General features: G+C 71.7%; 17 protein-coding genes. 9 read left to right on the top strand and 8 right to left on the bottom strand.

All coding sequences use genetic code 11. The features are described from left to right. Window positions 1-3: 3 nt before the first annotated feature. The 4 genes from ACWDBB_RS05050 to ACWDBB_RS05035 form a co-directional block, all read right to left on the bottom strand. Entirely contained in the window at window positions 4-1,530 is a 1,527-nt protein-coding gene (locus ACWDBB_RS05050) for an ABC transporter ATP-binding protein (protein WP_449788304.1), read from the bottom strand. Window positions 1,531-1,875: 345 nt separating this feature from the next. Beyond that, the gene (locus ACWDBB_RS05045; RefSeq protein WP_449788234.1) at window positions 1,876-2,937 is read right to left on the bottom strand and encodes a BMP family lipoprotein; all 1,062 of its coding nucleotides are present in this window, start codon (window positions 2,935-2,937) and stop codon (window positions 1,876-1,878) included. A 258-nt stretch (window positions 2,938-3,195) separates the two neighbouring features. Next, window positions 3,196-4,449 (bottom strand): amidohydrolase, encoded by a 1,254-nt coding sequence (locus ACWDBB_RS05040; protein ID WP_392867138.1) that lies wholly within the window; start codon window positions 4,447-4,449, stop codon window positions 3,196-3,198. 212 nt (window positions 4,450-4,661) lie between these two features. Continuing rightward, window positions 4,662-6,251, bottom strand: coding sequence for an acyl-CoA mutase large subunit family protein (locus ACWDBB_RS05035; protein WP_449788233.1), 1,590 nt, complete (start codon window positions 6,249-6,251; stop codon window positions 4,662-4,664). A gap of 134 nt (window positions 6,252-6,385) precedes the next feature. Here ACWDBB_RS05035 and ACWDBB_RS05030 point away from each other — a divergent pair, with 134 nt between their 5' ends. From ACWDBB_RS05030 to ACWDBB_RS05000, 7 genes are all read left to right on the top strand, one after another. Further along, window positions 6,386-7,141 (top strand): SDR family oxidoreductase, encoded by a 756-nt coding sequence (locus ACWDBB_RS05030; protein ID WP_449788232.1) that lies wholly within the window; start codon window positions 6,386-6,388, stop codon window positions 7,139-7,141. Between the two features lie 74 nt (window positions 7,142-7,215). Then, window positions 7,216-8,865, top strand: a complete 1,650-nt coding sequence (locus ACWDBB_RS05025) for an alpha/beta hydrolase (protein WP_449788231.1) — start codon at window positions 7,216-7,218, stop codon at window positions 8,863-8,865. A 281-nt stretch (window positions 8,866-9,146) separates the two neighbouring features. Next, complete coding sequence (locus ACWDBB_RS05020) at window positions 9,147-9,632, top strand: 2-oxo-4-hydroxy-4-carboxy-5-ureidoimidazoline decarboxylase (RefSeq protein ID WP_449788230.1); 486 nt, start codon at window positions 9,147-9,149, stop codon at window positions 9,630-9,632. 296 nt (window positions 9,633-9,928) lie between these two features. Further along, window positions 9,929-10,309 (top strand): succinate dehydrogenase, cytochrome b556 subunit, encoded by a 381-nt coding sequence (gene sdhC, locus ACWDBB_RS05015; protein ID WP_316523755.1) that lies wholly within the window; start codon window positions 9,929-9,931, stop codon window positions 10,307-10,309. Window positions 10,310-10,317: 8 nt separating this feature from the next. Beyond that, window positions 10,318-10,809: a succinate dehydrogenase, hydrophobic membrane anchor protein gene (sdhD, locus tag ACWDBB_RS05010; protein ID WP_392914415.1), complete on the top strand. Its 492-nt coding sequence runs from the start codon at window positions 10,318-10,320 to the stop codon at window positions 10,807-10,809. 38 nt (window positions 10,810-10,847) lie between these two features. Next, window positions 10,848-12,590 (top strand): succinate dehydrogenase flavoprotein subunit, encoded by a 1,743-nt coding sequence (sdhA, locus tag ACWDBB_RS05005; RefSeq protein WP_449788229.1) that lies wholly within the window; start codon window positions 10,848-10,850, stop codon window positions 12,588-12,590. Then, window positions 12,590-13,363 (top strand): succinate dehydrogenase iron-sulfur subunit, encoded by a 774-nt coding sequence (locus ACWDBB_RS05000; RefSeq protein ID WP_224277932.1) that lies wholly within the window; start codon window positions 12,590-12,592, stop codon window positions 13,361-13,363. The genes sdhA and ACWDBB_RS05000 overlap by 1 nt, the downstream gene beginning before the upstream one ends. A 152-nt stretch (window positions 13,364-13,515) precedes the next feature. Here ACWDBB_RS05000 and ACWDBB_RS04995 read toward each other — a convergent pair whose 3' ends face one another. Then, a complete protein-coding gene (locus ACWDBB_RS04995; protein ID WP_449788228.1) occupies window positions 13,516-13,773 on the bottom strand; it encodes an SCO4848 family membrane protein in 258 nt (85 codons plus the stop codon). Between the two features lie 136 nt (window positions 13,774-13,909). Between ACWDBB_RS04995 and ACWDBB_RS04990 the strand changes: the two genes are divergently transcribed. Next, entirely contained in the window at window positions 13,910-15,103 is a 1,194-nt protein-coding gene (locus ACWDBB_RS04990; RefSeq protein WP_449788227.1) for a D-alanyl-D-alanine carboxypeptidase family protein, read from the top strand. Window positions 15,104-15,130: 27 nt separating this feature from the next. Here ACWDBB_RS04990 and ACWDBB_RS04985 read toward each other — a convergent pair whose 3' ends face one another. Both ACWDBB_RS04985 and ACWDBB_RS04980 read right to left on the bottom strand, forming a co-directional pair. Further along, window positions 15,131-16,132 (bottom strand): YihY/virulence factor BrkB family protein, encoded by a 1,002-nt coding sequence (locus tag ACWDBB_RS04985; protein ID WP_449788226.1) that lies wholly within the window; start codon window positions 16,130-16,132, stop codon window positions 15,131-15,133. A gap of 46 nt (window positions 16,133-16,178) precedes the next feature. Continuing rightward, window positions 16,179-17,177: a glycosyltransferase family 2 protein gene (locus ACWDBB_RS04980; protein WP_449788225.1), complete on the bottom strand. Its 999-nt coding sequence runs from the start codon at window positions 17,175-17,177 to the stop codon at window positions 16,179-16,181. A gap of 134 nt (window positions 17,178-17,311) precedes the next feature. Here ACWDBB_RS04980 and ACWDBB_RS04975 point away from each other — a divergent pair, with 134 nt between their 5' ends. Further along, complete coding sequence (locus ACWDBB_RS04975) at window positions 17,312-20,884, top strand: bifunctional glycosyltransferase/CDP-glycerol:glycerophosphate glycerophosphotransferase (protein ID WP_449788224.1); 3,573 nt, start codon at window positions 17,312-17,314, stop codon at window positions 20,882-20,884. A 174-nt stretch (window positions 20,885-21,058) separates the two neighbouring features. On the opposite strand, the gene ACWDBB_RS04970 is transcribed toward ACWDBB_RS04975, so the two are convergent. Then, a complete protein-coding gene (locus ACWDBB_RS04970) occupies window positions 21,059-21,547 on the bottom strand; it encodes a 2'-5' RNA ligase family protein (RefSeq protein ID WP_449788223.1) in 489 nt (162 codons plus the stop codon). Window positions 21,548-21,550 lie beyond the last annotated feature (3 nt).

The raw sequence follows: 21,550 nt of genomic DNA, 5'->3' as shown, positions 1-21,550 counted from the left end.
GGGTTACTCCCCCGCCTGCGGGTCGTCGGCGGTGTCGGTGTGCGGGTGCCCGGCCTCGGCCTCGGTGCCCTCGGCCGCGACGGCCTGCGCCTCGGCGACGGCCTCCGGCTCGGACTCCAGGTGGCCGCTGGCGGCACCGGTCATCGCGGTGCCGAGGTCCTCGGCGGTGACGGTGGCCGGGTCGGCGTCGGCGACCAGGCGGCCGCGGTAGATCACCCGGATGGTGTCGGACAGGCCGATCAGCTCGTCCAGGTCCGCGGAGATCAGCAGGACGGCCAGGCCGGCCCGCTGGGCGACCCGGATGTGCTCCCAGATCTGCGCCTGCGCGCCGACGTCCACACCGCGGGTGGGGTGGGCGGCGATCAGCAGCTTGGGCTGGTGGCTCATCTCGCGGCCGATGATCAGCTTCTGCTGGTTGCCGCCGGAGAGCGAGGCCGCGGTGACCTCGATGCCGGGGGTGCGGACGTCGTACTCCTGGACGATCCGCCAGGTGTCCGTACGGGCGGCGGCCGGGTCCAGCAGCACGCCCTTGGAGTTGGGCTCCTCGGTGACGTGGCCGAGGATGCGGTTCTCCCAGAGCGGGGCCTCCAGCAGCAGGCCGTGCTTGTGGCGGTCCTCGGGGATGTAGCCGATGCCGGCCTCGCGGCGGGCCCGGGTCAGGCTGCCCGAGAGGTCCTTGCCGTCCAGGGTGACGGTGCCGGCGTTCAGCGGCAGCATCCCCATGACGGCCTCGACCAGCTCGGCCTGGCCGTTGCCCTCGACACCGGCGATGCCGAGGATCTCGCCCTTGTGGATGCGCAGCGAGATGTCGTCCAGGACGACGCGCTCGATGCCCTCGGCGTCGGTCTTGGCGATCCGCAGGTTCTCGACGTCGAGCATCACGGTCTCGGTGACGGTCGACTCGCGGCTCTCCGGGGAGGGCAGCTCGGCGCCGACCATCAGCTCGGCGAGCTGGCGGGCGGTGACGGCCTTCGGGTCGGCGTCGCCGACCGTGGTGCCGCGCCGGATGACGCTGATCGCGTCGGCCACCGCCAGCACCTCGTGCAGCTTGTGCGAGATGAAGATGACGGTGACGCCCTCGGACTTGAGGTCGCGCAGGTTGTCGAAGAGCGCGTCGACCTCCTGCGGGACGAGCACGGCCGTGGGCTCGTCGAGGATCAGGATCTTGGCGCCGCGGTACAGCACCTTGAGGATCTCGACGCGCTGGCGGTCGGCGACGCCGAGGTCCTCGACCAGGGCGTCCGGGCGCACGCCCAGGCCGTACTGGTCGGAGATCTCCTTGATCTTCGCCTTCGCCTTGGCGCCGATGCCGTGGAGCTTCTCGCCGCCGAGGACGACGTTCTCCCACACCGTGAGGTTGTCGGCGAGCATGAAGTGCTGGTGCACCATGCCGACGCCGCGGGAGATGGCGTCACCGGGGGTGTTGAACTCGCACAGCTCGCCGTTGATCGCGATGGTGCCCTCGTCCGGCTTCTGCATGCCGTAGAGGATCTTCATCAGCGTCGACTTGCCGGCGCCGTTCTCGCCCATCAGGGCGTGCACGGTGCCGGTGCGGACGGTGAGGTTGATGTCGTGGTTGGCCACGACACCCGGGAAGCGCTTGGTGATGCCGCGCAGTTCGACGGCCGGTGTCGCCGTCCCCGCGCTGGGGGTGCCGTCCTTGCGCAGGGGGACGGGGTCGGATGCGGTGATGGCGATCTCCTGGTGGTCTGGAGGCGCGTCGTTGCGCACGGAGGGCCAAGGGGGAACGTGGAGACGGAACGGGGCCCGGGGGTACGCGTTGAGCGCACCCTTCCGGGCCCCTCCCGTGAACTGTGCGGTTGCACCGCGCTGCCGGCAGGCGGCAGGCGCTGCGGCGTCCGGGACGCGCGGTCGTTACTGGGCGGCCGGCGCGGTCGGGATCGTGGTGGCGCCGGACTTGATCGCGTCGGCGGCGGCCTTCAGCTTGTCCTGGATGTCGTCGATCTTGCCGCCGGTGGTGGCGAGCGAGACGCCGTCGGCCTTCAGGTCGAACAGCTTGACGCCGGTCGGGTTCTGGCCCTGCTTGACCGACTGGATGTACGAGAACACCGCGGTGTCGACGTTCTTGACCATCGAGGTCAGGATGCTGCCCTTGTACTTCGCCAGGGCCGGCTGGCTGGCCTGGTCGGAGTCGACGCCGATGGCCAGGGCGCCCTGCTTGTTGGCGACGGCCTCGATGGCGCCGTTGCCGGAGGAACCGGCGGCGGTGTAGATGACGTCCGCGCCCTTGTCGAGCTGGCCCTGGGCGGCCTCCTTGCCCTTGTCGGGCGAGGAGAAGCCGGTGAAGTCCGGCGGGGTGGTCAGGTAGGTGGTCTCGATCGCCATGTTCGGGTCGACGGACTTCACACCCGCCTTGAAGCCGGCCTCGAACTTCTTGATCAGCTCGGACTGCACACCGCCGATGAAGCCGACGTGCTTGGCCTTCGACTTGTTCGCGGCGGCGACACCGGCCAGGTACGAACCCTCCTGCTCGGCGAAGAGCAGCGAGGTGACGTTGGCCGGCTGGTCCTTGTCGTTCGAGTCGATGATCGCGAACTTGACGTTCGGGTTGTCCTTGGCGACCTTGTTGACCGCCGGCTGGTACACGAAGCCGACCGCGATGATCGTCTTGTAACCCGAGTCGATCAGGTTCTTGAGGCGGGTCTCCTTGTCGGCCTCGGCCTCGCCCTGCTTGGCCTCGGCCTCGGTCACGGCGACGCCCAGCTCGGACTTGGCCTTGTCGAGGCCACGGGCGGCGGAGTCGTTGAACGACTGGTCGCCACGGCCGCCGATGTCGTAGGCCATGCCGACCTTGAGCGAACCGTCGCCCGAGCCGGAGGAGGAGGTGTCGGTGCTCTTTGCGCCGCAAGCGGCGAGCGAGGCCATGCCCAGGGAACCCGAGAGCACAACCGCGGCGAGCTTCATTGAACGGCGCAAGGGGATATCTCCTTCTACACGCAACCGTTTGGCGTGGTCGGACGCCACCGTAACGCGCGTAGAACACGGTTGTGTTACGGGGTGCCAGAGCATTCGGGTTGTTATCAAACCGTGGTCTGATGTTCTTCCTGAGGCTCTATCCCATGCGCGGACGGTGATCCGGGGGGTCGGTTCGCCCAGTTTACGGAACCGTTCCTGCACCCCCGGATCCGGCCGTTTCCGCCCCCCTCGCGGACCGCGCCGACCCCGGATCCGCCGTCAGCTGCCGTCCGCCTCCAGGGCCAGCGCCGAGAACAGCTCCACGCCGATTCCGATCGCCCGTTCGTCCACGTCGAACCGCCCCTGGTGCAGGTCCCGGACGGTGGGGTCGCCGGGGGCGCGGACGCCGAGCCGGGCCAGCGCGCCCGGGGCGTGCTCCAGGTACCAGGAGAAGTCCTCGCCGCCCAGGCTCTGCTCGGTGCCCTCCACCACCACGGCGCCGTCCCCGCCGAAGCGGTCGTTCATCGCCTCGTCCAGCAGGGCCACCGAGACCGCCTCGTTGACCACCGGCGGCACCCCGCGGTGGTAGTCCAGCGTCCACTTGGCCCGGTAGGTCTCGGCCAGCTTGGCGATCAGCTCGTGCAGCAGGTCCGGCGCCTCGCGCCAGCCGTCCAGCTCCAGGCAGCGGACGGTGCCCTCCAGCTCGGCGTGCTGCGGGATCACGTTGGGTGCGGAGCCGGAGGCGATCCGCCCCCAGACCAGGCTGACGCCCCAGCGCGGGTCCATCCGGCGGGCCAGCGCGCCCGGGAGGTCGGCGGCCGTCTTGGCGACCGCGGTGACCAGGTCGGTGGTCAGGTGCGGACGGGCGGTGTGCCCGCCGGGGCCGTCCAGGTGGAGCACCAGGCGGTCGCAGGCCGAGGTGATCGCCCCGACCCGCAGCGCGATCCGGCCGACCTCCACCTTCGGGTCGCAGTGCACCGCGAAGATCCGCCCGACCCCCGCCATCCCGCCGGCCTTGATCACGTCCAGCGCACCGCCCGGCATGACCTCCTCGGCGGGCTGGAACACCAGCCGGACGGGGCGGCGCAGTTCGCCGGTGCGGACGGCCTCGGCCAGCACCAGTCCGGTGCCGAGCACCACCGAGGTGTGCACGTCGTGGCCGCAGGCGTGGGCCCGGCCGGGCACGGTGGAGCGGTACGGCACGTCGGTCTTGGCGTCGTCGATCGGCAGCGCGTCGATGTCGGCGCGGAAGGCCAGGAACTCCGTCCCCGGGGTGGTGCCGGGCGGGACGATGTCGACGAGCAGACCGGTGCCGCCGGGCAGCACCCGGGGTTCGAGGCCGGCGGCCACCAGCCGGTCGCGCAGCAGCCCGGTGGTACGGAACTCCTGGCGGCCCAGCTCCGGGTGCCGGTGCAGATCACGGCGGAAGGCGATCAGCTCGGGCTCCAGCGCCCGGACCCGCTCGCGCAGATCGGCGGCGGGACGTGCGACGGCGAGAGTGGCGCCCGGCTGAGCGGGCTCAGGACGGTTCATCTCCCCAATCGTAGGCCTGTTGGGGGGATTTGGCCCGACTTCCGGAAAATTAGTCCCCGGATGGGCGCATACCGGCCGGACACGTGGGTATGACATCTTGTTTCAGCCGCCTTCCCCGAGTTGCGTGCCCTGTGCAACGACCACCCGCGCCGACGGTCACGGCCACCACCCCCGGGGCGAAACCGGCAGGTTGACGGCCGTTCAACGGGACGTCAGAAACGCTCCACCGGGGAGTACGTCCCCCACACCCCGCGCAGCGCGTCGCACACCTCGCCGACGGTGGCCCGGGCGGCCAGCGCCTCCTTCATCGGGTACAGCACGTTCCCCGTCCCCTCGGCGGTGCGGCGCAGCCCGTCCAGCGTCCGGGTGACGGCGCCGGCGGAGCGCTCGGCCCGCAGCCGGGCCAGCCGCCGCACCTGCCGCTCCTCGATCGCCGGGTCCACCCGCAGCGGCCGGTACGGCTCCTCCGTGTCCGACCGGAAGCGGTTGACGCCGACCACGGTCCGCTCCCCGGAGTCGGTCTCCCGCTGGAGCCGGTAGGCGGTGCGCTCGATCTCGCCCTTCTGGTAGCCGCGTTCGATCGCGGCCACCGCGCCGCCCTGCTCCTCGATCCGGTCCATCAGCACCCGGGCGGCGGCCTCCAGCTCGTCGGTGAGCGACTCGACGGCGTAGGAGCCGGCGAACGGGTCGACGGTGGCGGTCACGTCGGTCTCGTACGCGAGCACCTGCTGGGTGCGCAGGGCGAGCCGGGCGGCCTTCTCGGTGGGCAGCGCGATCGCCTCGTCGAAGCTGTTGGTGTGCAGCGACTGGGTGCCGCCGAGCACCGCGGCGAGCGCCTGCACGGTGACCCTGGCCAGGTTGACCTCGGGCTGCTGGGCGGTGAGCTGCACCCCCGCGGTCTGGGTGTGGAAGCGCAGCATCTGCGAGCGCGGGTCCCGGGCGCCGAATCCGTCCCGCATGATTCTGGCCCAAATCCTGCGCGCGGCGCGGAACTTGGCCACTTCCTCAAGAAGGGTCGTACGGGCCACGAAGAAGAACGAGAGCCGGGGGGCGAAGTCGTCCACGGCCATCCCGGCGGCGAGCGCGGTGCGGACGTACGCGATGCCGTTGGCCAGGGTGAAGGCGACCTCCTGCGCGGGATCGGCTCCGGCCTCGGCCATGTGGTAGCCGGAGATGGAGATGGTGTTCCAGCGCGGGATCTCGGCCCGGCAGTACCGGAACACGTCGGCGACCAGCCGCAGCGAGGGCTGCGGCGGGAAGATGTAGGTGCCGCGGGCGATGTACTCCTTCAACACGTCGTTCTGGACCGTGCCGGTGAGCGCCGCCGGCGCCACCCCCTGGGCCTCGCCGACCAGTTGGTAGAGGAGCAGGAGCAGCGCGGCGGGCGCGTTGATGGTCATCGAGGTGGACACCCCGTCGAGCGGGATGCCGTCGAACAGCTCGGCCATGTCCTCGACGCCGTCCACGGCGACTCCCACCTTGCCCACCTCCCCGGCGGCGAGCGGGGCGTCCGAGTCGTAGCCCATCTGGGTGGGCAGGTCGAAGGCCACCGAGAGGCCGGTGCCGCCGCCCGCGATCAGCTGCCGGTAGCGGGCGTTGGACTCGGCGGCGGTGCCGAAGCCCGCGTACTGGCGCATCGTCCAGGGGCGGCCGGTGTACATCGTCGGGTAGACGCCCCGGGTGTAGGGGTACTCCCCCGGCCGGCCCAGCCGGGCGCCGGCGTCCCAGCCGGCCAGGGACTCGGGGCCGTACAGCGGCTCGATCTCGAAGCCCGACTCGGCGCGGCGCGGTTCGGCTGCCATGGAGGTCCTCCGGAGATGGGGATCGGGTCCTCGCACTATCGGGGTCCCCGCGGCGCGGAGGGCGACCGGCCCGCCGGGGCGGCGGCGCGGTTGAGATGATCGGGTGAACGACCGACCAGCCCCAGGGAGTGGCAATGACCGAGCAGAAGGTGGCCGTGGTCACCGGTGCCAGCAGCGGAATCGGCGCGGCGACCGCCCGCCGGCTGGCCGCCGAGGGCTTCGACGTGGTGCTGACCGCCCGCCGCACCGACCGCATCGAGGCGCTGGCCAAGGAGATCGCCGACCGGGGCGGGTCCGCCCGGGCGGTCACCCTGGACGTCACCGACCGGGCCGCGGTGGACGCCTTCGCGGCCGCGGTCGGCCGGGTGGACGTCCTGGTGAACAACGCCGGCGGCGCGATCGGCGCGGAGACCGTCGAGCAGGGCGACCCGGCCGACTGGCGGGCGATGTACGAGGTGAACGTGCTCGGCGTGCTGCACGTGACGCAGGCCCTGCTGCCGGCCCTGCGGGCGACCGGCGACGGCACGGTGCTGGTGCTCTCCTCGACCGCCGCGCTGGCCGCGTACGAGGGCGGCGGCGGGTACGTCGCCGCCAAGCACGCCGCGCACACCGTCGCGGCCACGCTGCGGCTGGAGCTGTGCGGGGAGCCGATCCGGGTGATCGAGATCGCGCCCGGGATGGTGAAGTCCGAGGGCTTCGCGGTCACCCGGTTCCGCGGCGACGAGGAGAAGGCCGCCGCGGTGTACGCGGGCGTGGCCGAACCGCTCACCTCGGAGGACATCGCGGACACCGTGGCGTGGGCCGTCACCCGGCCGTCGCACGTGAACATCGACCTGCTGGTGGTCCGCCCCCGGGCGCAGGCCGCCAACCACAAGGTGCACCGCGGCTGAGCCGGACCGGGCGGGCGGCCCCGGGCCGGGGGGTCAAGATCGAACACGTCACCCCTCGGTGGTACACACGTGCGATGAGAACCTTCCGGGCCGCCCGCCCACGGGTGCTGCTGACCGCCCTGGCGGCAGGAACCCTGCTCCTCACCTCCGCCTGCGACGACGCCGCCAAGCCGGCCCGGGAGCAGGCCGCCGGCACCACCGCGCCCGCCGCCGCGACCCCCGCGGCCGCCCCCACGCCGACGCCCAAGCCCACCGGCGAGGCCGACCCGGCGCTCAAGCCCTTCTACGGCCAGCAGGTCGCCTGGGCCGACTGCCCGGCCGACCCGCAGGCCCAGAAGGCCAAGATCGATATATCCGGGATGCAGTGCGGCAAGCTGCACGTCCCGCTCGACTACGCCGACCCCGCCGTCGACGCGCTCGACATCGCGCTGATCAAGTACCCGGCCGCCAAGCCGGAGCAGCGGATCGGCTCGCTGATGGTCAACCCCGGCGGCCCCGGCGAGTCCGGCGTCGGGATGGTCAAGTTCGGCGCCAAGCAGTTCGCCGGCACCGTGCACGACCGCTTCGACGTGATCGGCTTCGACCCCCGCGGCACCGGCGACAGCTCCCCGGTCGTCTGCTACGACGACAAGCAGCACGACGCCCTCAACCAGACGGACGCCCCGCTCGACCCGGCCACCCGCAGGGCCGAGCACGTCAGGCAGGCCACCGAGCACGCCGCCGCCTGCCAGGCCAAGGCCGGCAAGCTGCTGCCCTTCGTCGGCACCCGCAACACCGCCCGCGACCTGGACGTGCTGCGCGCCGCGGTCGGCGACAAGCAGCTCAACTACCTCGGCATCTCCTACGGGACGTACCTCGGCGCGCTCTACGCCGAGGAGTTCCCGAAGAACACCGGCCGGCTGATCCTGGACGGCGCCGTCGACCCGGGCCAGGACCGGCTCGACCACGGGGTCGACCAGCAGGTCGGCTTCGAGAAGTCCTTCGAGCGCTTCGCCGTCGACTGCGTGGAGAACCACGCCGACACCTGCCCGCTCGGCAAGGACGGGACCAAGGCCGCCAAGAAGGCCGCCGACTTCCTCGACGGACTGTACGACCACCCGCTGACCACCAAGGACGGCCGCAAGCTCGGCCGCGACCAGGCCTGGACGGGCACCATCTCGCTGCTCTACGGCGACGAGAAGACCTCCTGGGAGTACCTGCGCAACTCCCTCGGCTGGGCGATGATGCGCGGCAAGGGCGACTACCTGCTGGCCTTCGCCGACGACTACAACGGCCGGGACGAGAACGGCCACTACAGCCCGGTGGACGAGGCCAACAGCGCGATCAGCTGCGCCGACGCCGCCCGCCCCGCGCCCACCCCCGAGCACGCCAAGGCCGCCGTGGACCGGCTGCTCGCCGAGGCGCCGCTGATCTCCAAGGGCGTCACGGTGGACGACTACAGCGAGGCCGGCTGCGCCTACTGGCCGTTCAAGACCACGGAGACGCCGCACACCGTCCGGGCCGAGGGCAGCGCGCCGATCCTGGTGGTCGGCACCACCGGTGACCCGGCCACCCCGTACGCCTCGGCCGAGGCGCTGGCCAAGGGCTTCGCCAACGCCACCCTGCTCACCCGCGTCGGCGAGGGCCACGGCGCCTTCGGCCGGGGCAACTCCTGCATCGACGAGGCCCTGGCGGCCTACCTGACCGCGGGCACGATGCCGGCCCCGGGCACCCGCTGCGGCTGAGCCGGGCCAGGTGGGGGAGGGCGCGCTGACGCAAGAGCGTCAACGTCACAACTTGATAGCTCGTCCGGATGAATTCGGCGCGCGCCCTCCCCAACTGATGATCGCTCAACTACCTTTGAGGCGCTGACCGACCGACGCCCGCGCGCCCCTCGCCAGCCCCCGTTCCGCCTGTTCACCACCCCACTCCACCGGCACCTTCCCGCCCTCACGAGGAGGACCCGCTGGCCAGCGAGATCCCGTCACAGCGGCTCGACGTCAGAACCGAGCCGACACTCCTCGGGTTGCACCGCTTCAACGAAGCCGACGCCGGCGCCGCCGAGGAGGCCCTGCTGGCCTGCTGCGGCAGCCACCGCTGGGCCCTGCGGCTCACCGCGCACCGGCCCTACCCCGACATAGCGTCCCTGCTGGCCGCCGCCAGCGAGGCCTCCTACGACCTCCGCCCGGCCGACCTGGCCGAGGCGCTGGCGGACGAGAGCTGGATGCCGCAGCCGCTGGTCGGCATGCGGGCCCCCGGCAGCCAGGCCGCGCACACCGCGCTGCGGGCGGCGCACGCCGCGTACGAGGCCAGGTTCGGCCACGTCTTCGTGGTCTGCCTGGAGGGGGTCGCCCCGGAGGAGATGCTCGACACCGTGCTCTCCTCCATCCGCACCCGCCTCGCCAACGACCCGGACGAGGAGCGGCTGATCTCGGCCGACGAACTCCGCCGGATCGCCCTCAGCCGGCTGGAGCACCTGGTCGCCACCCACACGGCGGCCGCGGCCCGCTAGGACTCACCCGTCCGGGGGGCTTCGCCCGCGAATCCACCCGGACGGGTGAGTCCGGTCCTCCTCGCGCCCCGCACCACCCGGTGCGGGGCGCGAGCATGCCGTCACCCATCGTGACGACCTCGGGTTTGGTTCCCGCCCCGCTAGGCCAGAAGTGCCTGATTGATCACATCTGGGGCCCCCGGAGGCGGTTCACAACGAGGCGTCGATAGGATGCTGGCGGCCGGTGGACCGTACCCGGCCGGGCTGACCGACACCGAAGCCGGCCGAGCCCCCAATCGCTTCCGGAGGGTTTTTCCGTGCCGGCTGGAACGCTGTACCGCGGCCGGGAAGGCATGTGGAGCTGGGTGGCTCATCGAGTCACCGGCGTCCTCATCTTCTTCTTCCTGTTCGCCCACGTCCTGGACACCGCCCTCGTGCGAGTGTCGCCGGAGTCCTACGACACCGTCATCCAGACGTACAAGACTCCGCTCGTGAACCTGATGGAGTACGGCCTGGTGGCCGCCATCCTGTTCCACGCCCTGAACGGCCTGCGGGTCGTCGCGGTGGACTTCTGGGCCAAGGGCCCGAAGTACCAGAAGCAGATGCTCTGGACCGTCGTCGGAGTCTGGGTCGTCCTGATGGCCGGTTCCTTCTACGGGATCCTCCAGCACACGCTGATCTCCTGGTTCGGGAAGTGAGCCGAGACATGTCCACGGAAATCTCCGACGCCATCGTCGTCCCCTCCAAGCAGGCGCACACCGGCAAGGGACTGGGCACCGGCAACCCGGCCGACGCGTTCGTCATCGAGCCTCCGCGCCAGCGGAGCAAGAAGACCCCGCGCCGCACCCGCACCAACTTCGAGATGCTGGCCTGGCTCTTCATGCGCCTGTCCGGCATCGTCCTGGTCGTGCTGATCCTCGGCCACCTGCTGATCATGCTGGTGCTCGACGGCGGCGTCTCCAAGATCGGCTTCGCCTTCGTGGCCGGCCGCTGGGCCTCGCCGTTCTGGCAGGGCTGGGACCTCCTGATGCTCTGGCTCGCCATGCTGCACGGCGCGAACGGCATGCGTCAGGTCATCAACGACTACGCCGAGAAGGACTCGACCCGGCTCTGGCTGAAGGGCCTCATGGGTACCGCCACGGTCTTCACCGTGCTGCTCGGCACCCTGGTGATCTTCACCTTCGACCCGAACATCTAATCGGAAATCGACAGAGGCCAGAGGCGAGTTAACCCCCCATGCAGATTCACCAGTACGACACCGTCATCGTCGGCGCCGGCGGCGCCGGCATGCGCGCGGCCATCGAGTCGACGCAGCGCAGCCGCACCGCCGTCCTGACCAAGCTCTACCCCACCCGGTCCCACACCGGCGCGGCCCAGGGCGGCATGTGCGCCGCCCTCGCCAACGTCGAGGAGGACAACTGGGAGTGGCACACCTTCGACACGGTCAAGGGTGGTGACTACCTGGTCGACCAGGACGCCGCCGAGATCATGTGCAAGGAGGCCATCGACGCCGTCCTCGACCTGGAGAAGATGGGCCTGCCCTTCTCCCGCACCGAGCAGGGCCGGATCGACCAGCGCCGCTTCGGCGGTCACTCCCGCAACCACGGCGAGGCCCCGGTCCGCCGCTCGTGCTACGCGGCCGACCGCACCGGCCACATGATCCTCCAGACGCTGTTCCAGAACTGCGTCAAGCACGGCGTCGAGTTCTTCAACGAGTTCTACGTCCTCGACCTGCTGATCAACGAGGGCAAGACGGCCGGCGTCGTCGCCTACGAGCTGGCCACCGGCGAGATCCACGTCTTCCAGGCCAAGTCGGTCGTGTTCGCCTCCGGCGGCACCGGCAAGTTCTTCAAGGTCTCCTCCAACGCCCACACCCTCACCGGTGACGGCCAGGCCCTGGTCTACCGCCGCGGCCTGCCGCTGGAGGACATGGAGTTCTTCCAGTTCCACCCGACGGGCATCTGGCGCATGGGCATCCTGCTCACCGAGGGCGCCCGCGGCGAGGGCGGCATCCTGCGCAACAAGGACGGCGAGCGCTTCATGGAGCGCTACGCCCCCGTCATGAAGGACCTCGCGTCCCGTGACGTCTGCTCCCGCGCGATCTACACCGAGATCCGCGAGGGCCGCGGCTGCGGTCCTGAGGGCGACCACGTCTACCTGGACCTGACCCACCTGCCGCCGGAGCAGCTGGACGCCAAGCTGCCGGACATCACCGAGTTCGCGCGCACCTACCTCGGCATCGAGCCCTACACGGACCCGATCCCGATCCAGCCCACCGCGCACTACGCCATGGGCGGCATCCCGACCAACGTCGAGGGTGAGGTCCTGCGCAACAACACGGACGTCGTCCCGGGCCTGTACGCGGCCGGCGAGGTCGCCTGCGTGTCCGTGCACGGCGCCAACCGCCTGGGCACCAACTCGCTGCTGGACATCAACGTGTTCGGCCGTCGCGCGGGCATCGCCGCCGCCGACTACGCCAACGAGCACGACTTCGTCGAGCTGCCCGAGAACCCGGCCGAGAAGGTCCAGGCCCTGGTCGACGGCCTGCGCGAGGGCACCGGCACCGAGTCCGTGGGGCAGATCCGCAAGGAGCTGCAGGAGACCATGGACACCAACGCCATGGTCTACCGCACCGGCGCCACCCTGAAGCAGGCGATCGAGGACATCGCCGCGCTGAAGGAGCGCTACAAGAACGTCTCCATCCAGGACAAGGGCTTCCGGTACAACACGGACCTGCTGGAGGCCGTCGAGCTGGGCAACCTGCTCGACCTGGCCGAGGTGCTGGCCGTCTCCGCGCTGGCCCGCGAGGAGTCCCGCGGCGGCCACTACCGCGAGGACTTCCCGACCCGTGACGACGTGAAGTTCATGCAGCACACCATGGCGTACCAGGAGGTCGCCGCCGACGGCAGCACCTCCATCCGCCTCGACTACAAGCCGGTCGTCACGACCCGCTACCAGCCGATGGAGCGTAAGTACTGATGAGCACTCCGACCGTGGAGAAGCACTCGGCCGCTCTGGACGCGGTCGAAGCCGGTGCCGTCCAGCCGATCACCGTCACCTTCCGGATCCGCCGGTTCAACCCGGAGGAGCACCCGGACCCGGTGTGGGTGGACTACCAGCTGACGATGGACCCGAAGGAGCGCGTCCTGGACGCGCTCAACAAGATCAAGTGGGAGCAGGACGGCACCCTCACCTACCGCCGTTCCTGCGCCCACGGCATCTGCGGCTCCGACGCCATGCGGATCAACGGCCGCAACCGGCTGGCGTGCAAGACCCTGATCAAGGACGTCAACCCGGAGAAGCCGATCACGATCGAGGCCATCAAGGGCCTGACGGTCCTCAAGGACCTGGTCGTGGACATGGACCCGTTCTTCCAGGCGTACAAGGACGTCATGCCGTTCCTCATCACCAAGGGGAACGAGCCGACCCGCGAGCGCCTGCAGTCCGCCGAGGACCGCGAGCGCTTCGACGACACCACCAAGTGCATCCTGTGCGCCGCGTGCACGTCGTCCTGCCCGGTGTTCTGGAACGACGGCCAGTACTTCGGCCCGGCCGCCATCGTCAACGCGCACCGCTTCATCTTCGACTCGCGCGACGAGGGTGCCGAGCAGCGCCTGGAGATCCTCAACGACCGTGAGGGCGTGTGGCGCTGCCGCACCACCTTCAACTGCTCCGAGGCCTGCCCGCGTGGCATCGAGGTCACCAAGGCGATCCAGGAAGTGAAGCGGGCGCTGGTCACCCGCCGCTTCTGATCCCGGCCTGACGACGCGAAGGCCCCCGCCCGATCGGAGGATCGGGCGGGGGCCTTCGCGCGTCCCGGCGCAGGGCGCCGAGGTCGGTCGGGCCGCTCCGGCCGCCGTACCGCACCGGGTGCCGCTCGGCCGTCACCGTCGCCCGCGCCGGATCAGTCGGTGGCCGGGGTGCGGCGCGCGGCGCGCAGGCCGCGCACGCCGATGCCGCCCACGGCGATGCCGAGGGCGAAGGAGGTGACGGCGAGGAGGAGGTGGATCCAGAAGAACGCCGTGGGCTGGGAGTGGTCGCCGCCGGTGAAGGCCTGGCCGCCGGAGTCCTTCCAGAGGTTCTTCACGAAGGTCGTCCAGATGATGATCGACCAGACCCCGAAGGCGGTCAGGAACCAGGAGGTGCGGCGGCTGAGCTTCATGGCGGTCCTCGGCGTGTGAAGGCGGTGTGCATCCCCAGTATGCGCGGGCCGCCGATCGGCGTAGGGCGGGCCCCTCCTGCGGAGGACGGGCCCCGGGGGGCGGGCACCGGAGGCCGGGAGTGGGTACGGTCAGCTGGTGTCCACTCCCCGACTGACGCTCGCGCGCCTGTGCGCCGCGGTCACCGCGGCCTTACCGGTACTGCTCGCCGCCCCGGCGGGCGCGGCTCCGCAGCAGCCGCCCCCGTCGGCCGCGATCGGCGGCGAGCGGCTGGGGCTCCCCGGGGTGCAGGTCGCCCCGATGGCGGGCGCCCCGTCGCTGCCCGGCGATCTCACCGGGCAGTCCTGGATCGTCTCCGACCTGGCGTCAGGGGACGTGCTGGCGGCCAGCAACCCGCATCTGCGGCTGCCCCCGGCGAGCACCCTGAAGATCCTCTTCGCGGACACCGTGCTGCCCAAGTTCGACCGCAACGCGGTGCACCGGGTGGCCGACGAGGAGATCCAGGGGATCGGCCCCGGCAGCAGCCTGGTCGGCATCAAGGAGGACCTGGACTACCGGGTCGAGGACCTGTGGCGAGGGGTGTTCCTGAGCTCCGGCAACGACGCGGTGCACGTCCTGGCGCACATGAACGGCGGCATCCGGCAGACCGTCGCCGAGATGCAGGCCCGCGCCGACGCGCTCCAGGCGCGGGACACCAGGGTGGTCTCCCCGGACGGCTACGACATGGAGGGCCAGGTCTCCTCGGCCTACGACCTGTCGCTGTTCGCCCGGGCCGGCCTGCGCAACGCGGACTTCCGGATGTACTGCGCCACCCGGGACGCGATGTTCCCGGGCGCCGTCGACCGCGCCACCGGCCGGCGCGGCAGCTTCGGGATCGCCAACACCAACCGGCTGCTGGGCAAGTACCCGGGCCTGATCGGCGTGAAGAACGGCACCACCACCAACGCCGGCTCGACCTTCGTCGGCGCCGCCGAGCGAGGCGGCCGCACCCTGCTGGTGACGGTGATGCACCCGGCGAGCTACCAGAAGGTCTACGACGAGACGGCGGCCCTGCTGGACTGGGGCTTCGCCGCGGCCGGCAAGGTCCAGCCGGTCGGCCGGCTGGTCGACGAGGTCCCGCCCGCCGGCGCCGCGCCGACCGCCCAGGCCGGTGGCGCCGAGGAAACGCCCGCGCCGCCGCCCGCCACCGCGGCAGCCGACCCGGCGGTCGCGGCCCCCGCGGCGACGGGCGGCGGCGACGGGCTCGCCCTCGGCGGCTGGACGGCCGTGGTGCTGGCCGGGGTCGCGCTCGGATACGGCGCGGTGGTGCTGTGGCGGCGCTCCGCCGGCTGATCCGCGGAGCCGCGAGAGGGTCCGGTCTCAGTCCTGGGGCCGGACCTCTCCGTTCGCCTTCCCGTTCCCCTTCTTCCGCCGCTCGGCCCGGGCGGCCTTCTCCGCCGCGTCCGCCTCCGCCGCCCGCTGTGCCTCGTCGGCCGCCTCCAGCAGTGCCCGCCCGTGCGCCCTGGTCCGTTCCCGGGCCGCCACCGGGTCGGCCGTCGCCGTCCAGGCCACGCAGTACATCAGCAGCCGGGAGACGAAGTTGATCCACAGCAGCAGCGCCACCGGCGTGGCGAACGCCCCGTACACGCTCCGTCCGGCGACCGAGCCCAGGTAGGAGGCGAGCAGGAGCTTCAGCAGTTCGAAGCCGACCGAGCCGATCAGCGCGCCCTGCACCAGGTCCCGGCGGCGCTGGTCGGTGATCCCGGGGAAGGGCGCCAGCAGGTAGGCGAAGAGCAGCATGTCGCACGCTATGGCGATCAGCACGCCGACCGCGGTCAGCAGGTACCCGCTGTTGAGGCCGAGCGCGTCGGCGATCCGGCCGGCCAGCGTGGTCCCGGCGGCGGAGGCGGCCAGCGAGAACAGCGAGACCAGGCCGAGGCCGGCCAGCACCGCCACGTCCCAGGCCTTGCGCAGCACCGGGTTGCCGTCCTCGTGGGGCAGCTGCCACAGGTCCCGGATAGAGGTGCGCATGGTGTCCACCCAGCCGAGGCCGGAGACCAGCAGCAGCGCCCCGCCGACCAGGCCGACGGTGCCCGCGTTGGACACCAGGGCGGGCAGGTCGACCGCGTCGGAGATCCCCGGCAGCTGGTCGGAGACGTGCTCCTGCAGCTCGTGCACCCGGCTGTCGCTCAGCGCCGCGGCGGCGATCGCCAGACCCACCGTGAGCAGCGGGAAGAGGGCGAGGAAGCCGAAGAAGGTGACGGCGCCGGCCAGCCGGTTGCCCCGGGCGGCGGTGAGGTACTCGTACACCAGGTACGGGCGGCTGCGCAGCACCCGGGCCACGAGCGGGCCGACGACCGGCAGGCGGGTCAGGAAGTCCACCCACCGGTTATACCGGCATGTCGCCCGAACGGGCGTCAGATCGGGTCTACCGCTTGACGAGTCGGCGGGCCTTGGCGAGGGCGCGGACCGCCTGGTAGGCGCCGTAGCGGCCGTGGCTGAGCAGCTCGGTGCGCACGCCGTCCACGCCGGACGGAGGGCGGTAGCCGGCCGGCCGCAGCCGGGCGCAGTGCTCGGCGGCGCGGCGGAAGTACTCGCGGCGGTCGCCGGACGGGACCCGGCCGGGCTTGGAGACCACGGTGTTGAGGTGGTGCAGCATCCGGCCGTAGACGACCGGGCGCCAGCGCTCCAGGTCGGGGCGGCCGTCGAGGAAGGCGAAGACCAGGTCGTACTGGTCGAACACGTCGAAGTGCTTGCGGCTGGCGGTGGCCAGGATGTTGCCGCCCTCCTGGCGCTGGCGGTAGTGCACGCCGACCCGGTCGAGCAGGGTGATCCGGGCGGCGGCGAGCAGCGCCGGGTACGTCCAGGGGGTGTCCTCGTAGTAGCCGGCCGGGAAGACCAGCCGCTGCTCGGTGACGAAGCCCCGGCGGTAGGCCTTGTTCCAGACGACCTGGAGCAGGTCGAGCAGGTCGGGGCGGGCGTCGAGGTCGAAGACGTCCGGGGAGGCGGCGCCGAAGACGTGGGCGGAGGCGGCCCGGGTGATCCGGCCGTCGGCGTAGGTGCGGGCGTAGTCGTAGACCAGGACGTCCGGGTCACCCGTGGCGGTGAGCCGCTCGTCGACGTGCTTCAGCAGTCCGGGGGTCAGGGTGTCGTCGCTGTCGAGGAAGATCACGTAGTCCCCGGTGGCGACCTCCAGGCCGGCGTTGCGGGCCCGGCCGAGGCCGACGTTCTCCGGCAGGTGCAGCACCCGGATCCGGGCGTCCGCGGCGGCCGCCTCGTCCAGCATGGCGCCGCAGCGGTCCGGGGAGCGGTCGTCCACCGCGATCAGTTCGAAGTCCGGGCCGTCCTGGGAGAGCACCGAATCGAGGCATTCGCCGAGGTAGTCCTGCACCTGGTACACGGGGACGATCACGCTGAAACGGGCCACGGGCCCAGCGTAGTGGTCCCCCGGTGGGCGAGGTCCCCGGAGGTAGGATCGGGGGCGCACGTACGCACCGATCCAAGTGCGGCCAGGCCCCGTACGGGCTGCCACGCTCCTCCAGAGAAAGGCCTGCGTAGCCGATGGCTCCCCGCCTCTCCATCGTCGTCCCGATCTACAACGTCGAGCGCTACCTCGTGGAATGCCTCGACTCGATCGCCGCCCAGACCTTCACGGACTTCGAGTGCGTCATGGTCGACGACGGTTCGAAGGACGGCAGCGCGGCGCTCGCCGAGGCGTACGCGGCCAAGGACTCCCGGTTCCGGCTGGTCCGACAGGTGAACAAGGGCCTCGGCGCGGCCCGCAACACCGGCATCCGGCACATCGACCCGGACTCCGAGTTCCTGTGCTTCGTGGACAGCGACGACTCGATGCCGCCGAGCGCGTACGAGCTGATGATCAACACGCTGGACGAGACCGGCTCGGACTTCTGCACCGGCAACGTGCTGCGCTTCCGCGCCGTCGGCTACTACCCGTCCACCGGCCACCTGAAGCCGTTCAAGGAGACCAGGCTCAAGACCCACATCACCGAGATCCCGGCGCTGGTCACCGACCGCACCGCGTGGAACAAGGTGTACCGCCGCTCGTTCTTCGACGCGGCCGGCCTGCTCTACCCCGAGGGCATCCTGTACGAGGACGCCCCGGTCAGCGTGCCGCACCACTACCTGGCGAAGAGCGTGGACGTGCTCTCCGAGCCGATCTACCACTGGCGCGAGCGCGAGGTCGGCGAGATGTCGATCACGCAGATGCGCACCAACCCGAAGGGCCTGATCGACCGGGTCGCCTCGGTCGAGCTGGTCCGCGCCTGGCTGCTGAAGCAGACCGAGCCGCGCTTCGCCGAGTACCTGCGCTCCTACGACGAGAACACCCTCGTCGAGGAGATCCCGATGTTCTTCTGGTCCCTCGTGGAGGGCGACAAGGAGTACCGGGACGCCTACGTCCAGCACGTCGGCCGGCTGCTCCGGGCGATCGGCGCCGAGCAGGTCGCCAAGCTGCGCGCGCCGGTGCGGCTGAAGTACCACCTGACCCTTTCGGGCCGGATGGACGAGCTGGTCGAGCAGATCACCTACGAGCGCGAGAGCGGCGGCGGCGTCCAGGCCCGCGGTCTGCTGCGCCCGTACGCCGACTACCCGTTCCTGCGCGGCGGACGCAAGAGCGTGCCGGCCGGGGTGCTCAAGCTGGACAACTCGCTGGTCATCCGCAGCCGGCTGTACGACAGCTCCTGGGTGGACGGCAAGCTCCGGCTGACCGGGCACGCGTACCCGGAGCAGCTGGGCGCGGCCGGCAAGCACGACATGGTCCGCACCCTGGTGCTGCGCGAGGCCAAGGGCCGCCGGGTCATCGCGGTGCCGATGAAGACCACGTACGCCCCCCAGGCCACCGCGAGCTGCCGGCACGACCTGTACAGCTGCGACTGGTCCGGCTTCACCGTGTCCGTCGACCCGAGGAAGCTCCGGCACCGCGGCCAGTGGAAGGACGGCAACTGGCGCGTCCTGGTGGCCGGCGCGGGCAAGGGCGGGGTCTACAAGGGCCGCATCTCGGCGGGCGAGAACGACAGCGCGCTGTTCCTGCCGTGGCACTGGGTCGAACCGGACGTGCGGATCGTGCCGTGGGTCCGGGACAACTTCGTCTACCTCCGGGTGGAGACGGTCAAGGCCCGGGTGACCGGCCTGGCCGCGCAGGGCGACCGGGTGGAGGTCTCGGGCGCGGCCCGCTCCGGCCCGAGCTTCGCCGGGGCGCGGCTGCGGCTCACCCACGCCGAGTCGGACCGCCAGCTGACCTTCCCGCTGGAGCTGGGCGCTCCGGTCGGCTCGCTCCAGCCGTTCACCGCGGTCTTCCCGGTCGCCGAGCTGACCGCCGTCCGCGAGGCCTGGGCCGAGCTGGACCCGGTGGCCGCCGAGCGCAGCCGCGACCACTGGACCGGCGCGCTGCTGCTGGCCGACGGCAGCACCGTCCCGCTGGCCTGGGACGACCGCAACGCCCCCGAGCGGCTGCACCTGGCGCTGAACCCGCAGGCCCCGGTCGCCGAGCGCCGGGCCCTCTACTCCAAGCCCTCCCCCGAGGGGCGCCTCCAGTTCGCCGACCAGGTGCTCCAGCCGCTGGTGGACGAGGTCTCCTCGCGCGGCGCCGACGGCTTCCTGCTGAGCGGCTCGTTCCCGCTGCCCGGCGCGCACCGCTGGGAGCTGGTGGTCCGTCACAAGTGGCGCGAGGAGGAGCACGCCTACCCGGTGGAGATCTCGGACGGCCGGTTCCGCACCGCGCTGCCCGCCGTGCCGACGGCCTCCTTCGCCGGCCGGGTGCCGCTCTCCCGGGGCATCTGGCACGTCGTGTTCCGTCCGGTCGGGGTCCCGGTGCCCGAACTGCCGGACGCCGCCGCGCTGGTCACCCCGGACTGCTTCGACGCCCTGCCGGTCGCGGTGGAGTCCCGCGGCAAGCGGATACTGCTGGAGCGCCGCCGCCACGACGGCCTGTCGCTGCTGTCGGACTCGGTGCTGCTGCCCGAGGAGCGGGCCCGCTACCGCCAGCGCCGGCTGCAGAGCGTGGACTACCCGGCCGCCCGCCGGCTGCCGCTGCGCGACGCGGTGGTGTACCACACCGGCAAGTACGGCGCGTACGCCGACTCGCCCCGGGCCGTCCACGAGGAGCTGGTCCGCCGCGGCCTGCCGCTGGAGCACCTGTGGGGCACCGACGACATGCAGGCCGAGCTGCCGCGGACCGCGAGCGCGCTGCGGTACCGCGGCCCGGAGTGGTACGAGGCGCTGGCCACCGCCAAGTACATCGTGGCCGGCACCCACCTGCCCGACTTCTTCGTCCGCCGCCCCGACCAGGTGGTCGTCCAGACCTGGCACGGCAGCCCGCTGAAGCAGATCGGCTTCGACTTCGAGAAGGTCTGGTTCACCGACTCCAAGTACCTGAAGAGCCTGGCCCGGGAGGTCCCGAACTGGAGCCTGCTGGTGGCCGGCAACCGCTGGTCCGCCCCGGTGCTGCGGCGCGCCTTCGACTTCAAGGGCGAGATCCTGGAGAGCGGTCTGCCCCGGAACGACCTGCTGTTCGCGGCCGACCGGGAGAAGACCGCCGAGCAGGTCCGGGAGCGGCTCGGCCTGCCCGAGGGCAAGAAGGTCGTGCTCTACGCGCCGACCTGGCGCGAGGACCGGCGCCGGCCCGACGACGGCTACCAGATCGACCTGCGGATCGACCTGGCGGCGGCCAGGGCCGCGCTCGGCGACGACCAGGTGCTGCTGGTGCGCCGGCACCACCTGATGTGCGGCCAGATCCCGGGAGCCGGCAACGGCTACGTCTGGGACGTCGGCAGCTACCCCGACATGGCGGAGCTGCTGCTGATCGCCGACGTCCTGGTGACCGACTACTCGGCGAGCATCTTCGACTTCGCGTCGACCGGCAAGCCGATCGTGCTCTTCACCTACGACCTGGAGCACTACCGGGACAACCTGCGCGGCTTCAGCCTGAACTTCGAGGCCGAGGCGCCCGGCCCGATGCCGGCCACCTCCGAGGAGCTCGTCTCCGTGCTCGGCCGGTTGGACGAGGTCGCGGCGGAGTACGCCGACCGGGCCACCGCGTTCCGCGAGGCGTACTGCGACCTGGACGACGGCAAGGCCGCCGCCCGGGTGGTCGACGCGATGCTCCGCAAGGAGTAGTCCTCCGCGTACGCTCCGGCGGGCGCCCGGCACCGGACGGTGCCGGGCGTCGGGCCGGGCACCGTACGCAGGACTACGGCGGCGCGGCCCGCCGGACGGTCGAACTCGGCGGGCGGGGAGGCCGGTTCACCCGCCGGCCCACACTCCGGTCCGTGCTGCGGCGCACGCCCCGGTTCACCCGAACGAGTAGCTCCGCCAGGGCCGCCAGACCTCGTCCGCACCGAAGCGGGAGAGGCCGAAGCCCGGTACCAGGAAGTCCGCCCGGAAGTCCCGCGCCTGCTCGTACGCCTGGTCCAGCACGTCGTCCGGCAGACCGTGGGCGACCGTCACGTGCGGGTGGTACGGGAAGGCCAGCTCGCGGGCCAGCGGGCCGGAGCGGATGTCCGCCTCCAGCAGCCGGCACTCCTGCGCGCCCTCCTCGACCCGGACGTACACCACCGGGGAGACCGGGCGGAAGGTCCCGCTGCCGTGCAGCAGCATCCGGAACGGCCGGTGCGCGGCCGCCACCGCCGCCAGGTGCTCCTCGATCTTCGGCAGCAGCTCGGCGGGCACCTCGGTCGGCGGCAGCAGGGTGACGTGCGTGGGTATCGACCGCGCCAGCGGGTCGCCGTGCCCGGCCCGGGCGTCCTGGATCGCCGTGCCGTACGGGTCCGGGATGCTCACGGA

It is taken from the genome of Kitasatospora sp. NPDC001095 (assembly GCF_053598615.1).
Note: the sequence above shows the minus strand (reverse complement) of the source record. Positions and strands in the feature narration are given on the sequence as shown.

Bases quoted from the DNA above. Each gene is read 5' to 3' on its own strand.
- ACWDBB_RS05030 (WP_449788232.1), top strand. From the start codon at position 6,386: ATGACCGAGCAGAAGGTGGCCGTGGTCACCGGTGCCAGCAGCGGAATC.
- sdhA (WP_449788229.1), top strand. From the start codon at position 10,848: ATGCAGATTCACCAGTACGACACCGTCATCGTCGGCGCCGGCGGCGCC.
- ACWDBB_RS05040 (WP_392867138.1), bottom strand. From the start codon at position 4,449: ATGAACCGTCCTGAGCCCGCTCAGCCGGGCGCCACTCTCGCCGTCGCA.
- ACWDBB_RS05025 (WP_449788231.1), top strand. From the start codon at position 7,216: ATGAGAACCTTCCGGGCCGCCCGCCCACGGGTGCTGCTGACCGCCCTG.
- ACWDBB_RS05050 (WP_449788304.1), bottom strand. From the start codon at position 1,530: ATGGGCGAGAACGGCGCCGGCAAGTCGACGCTGATGAAGATCCTCTAC.
- sdhD (WP_392914415.1), top strand. From the start codon at position 10,318: ATGTCCACGGAAATCTCCGACGCCATCGTCGTCCCCTCCAAGCAGGCG.
- ACWDBB_RS04975 (WP_449788224.1), top strand. From the start codon at position 17,312: ATGGCTCCCCGCCTCTCCATCGTCGTCCCGATCTACAACGTCGAGCGC.
- ACWDBB_RS04995 (WP_449788228.1), bottom strand. From the start codon at position 13,773: ATGAAGCTCAGCCGCCGCACCTCCTGGTTCCTGACCGCCTTCGGGGTC.
- ACWDBB_RS05000 (WP_224277932.1), top strand. From the start codon at position 12,590: ATGAGCACTCCGACCGTGGAGAAGCACTCGGCCGCTCTGGACGCGGTC.
- ACWDBB_RS05035 (WP_449788233.1), bottom strand. From the start codon at position 6,251: ATGGCAGCCGAACCGCGCCGCGCCGAGTCGGGCTTCGAGATCGAGCCG.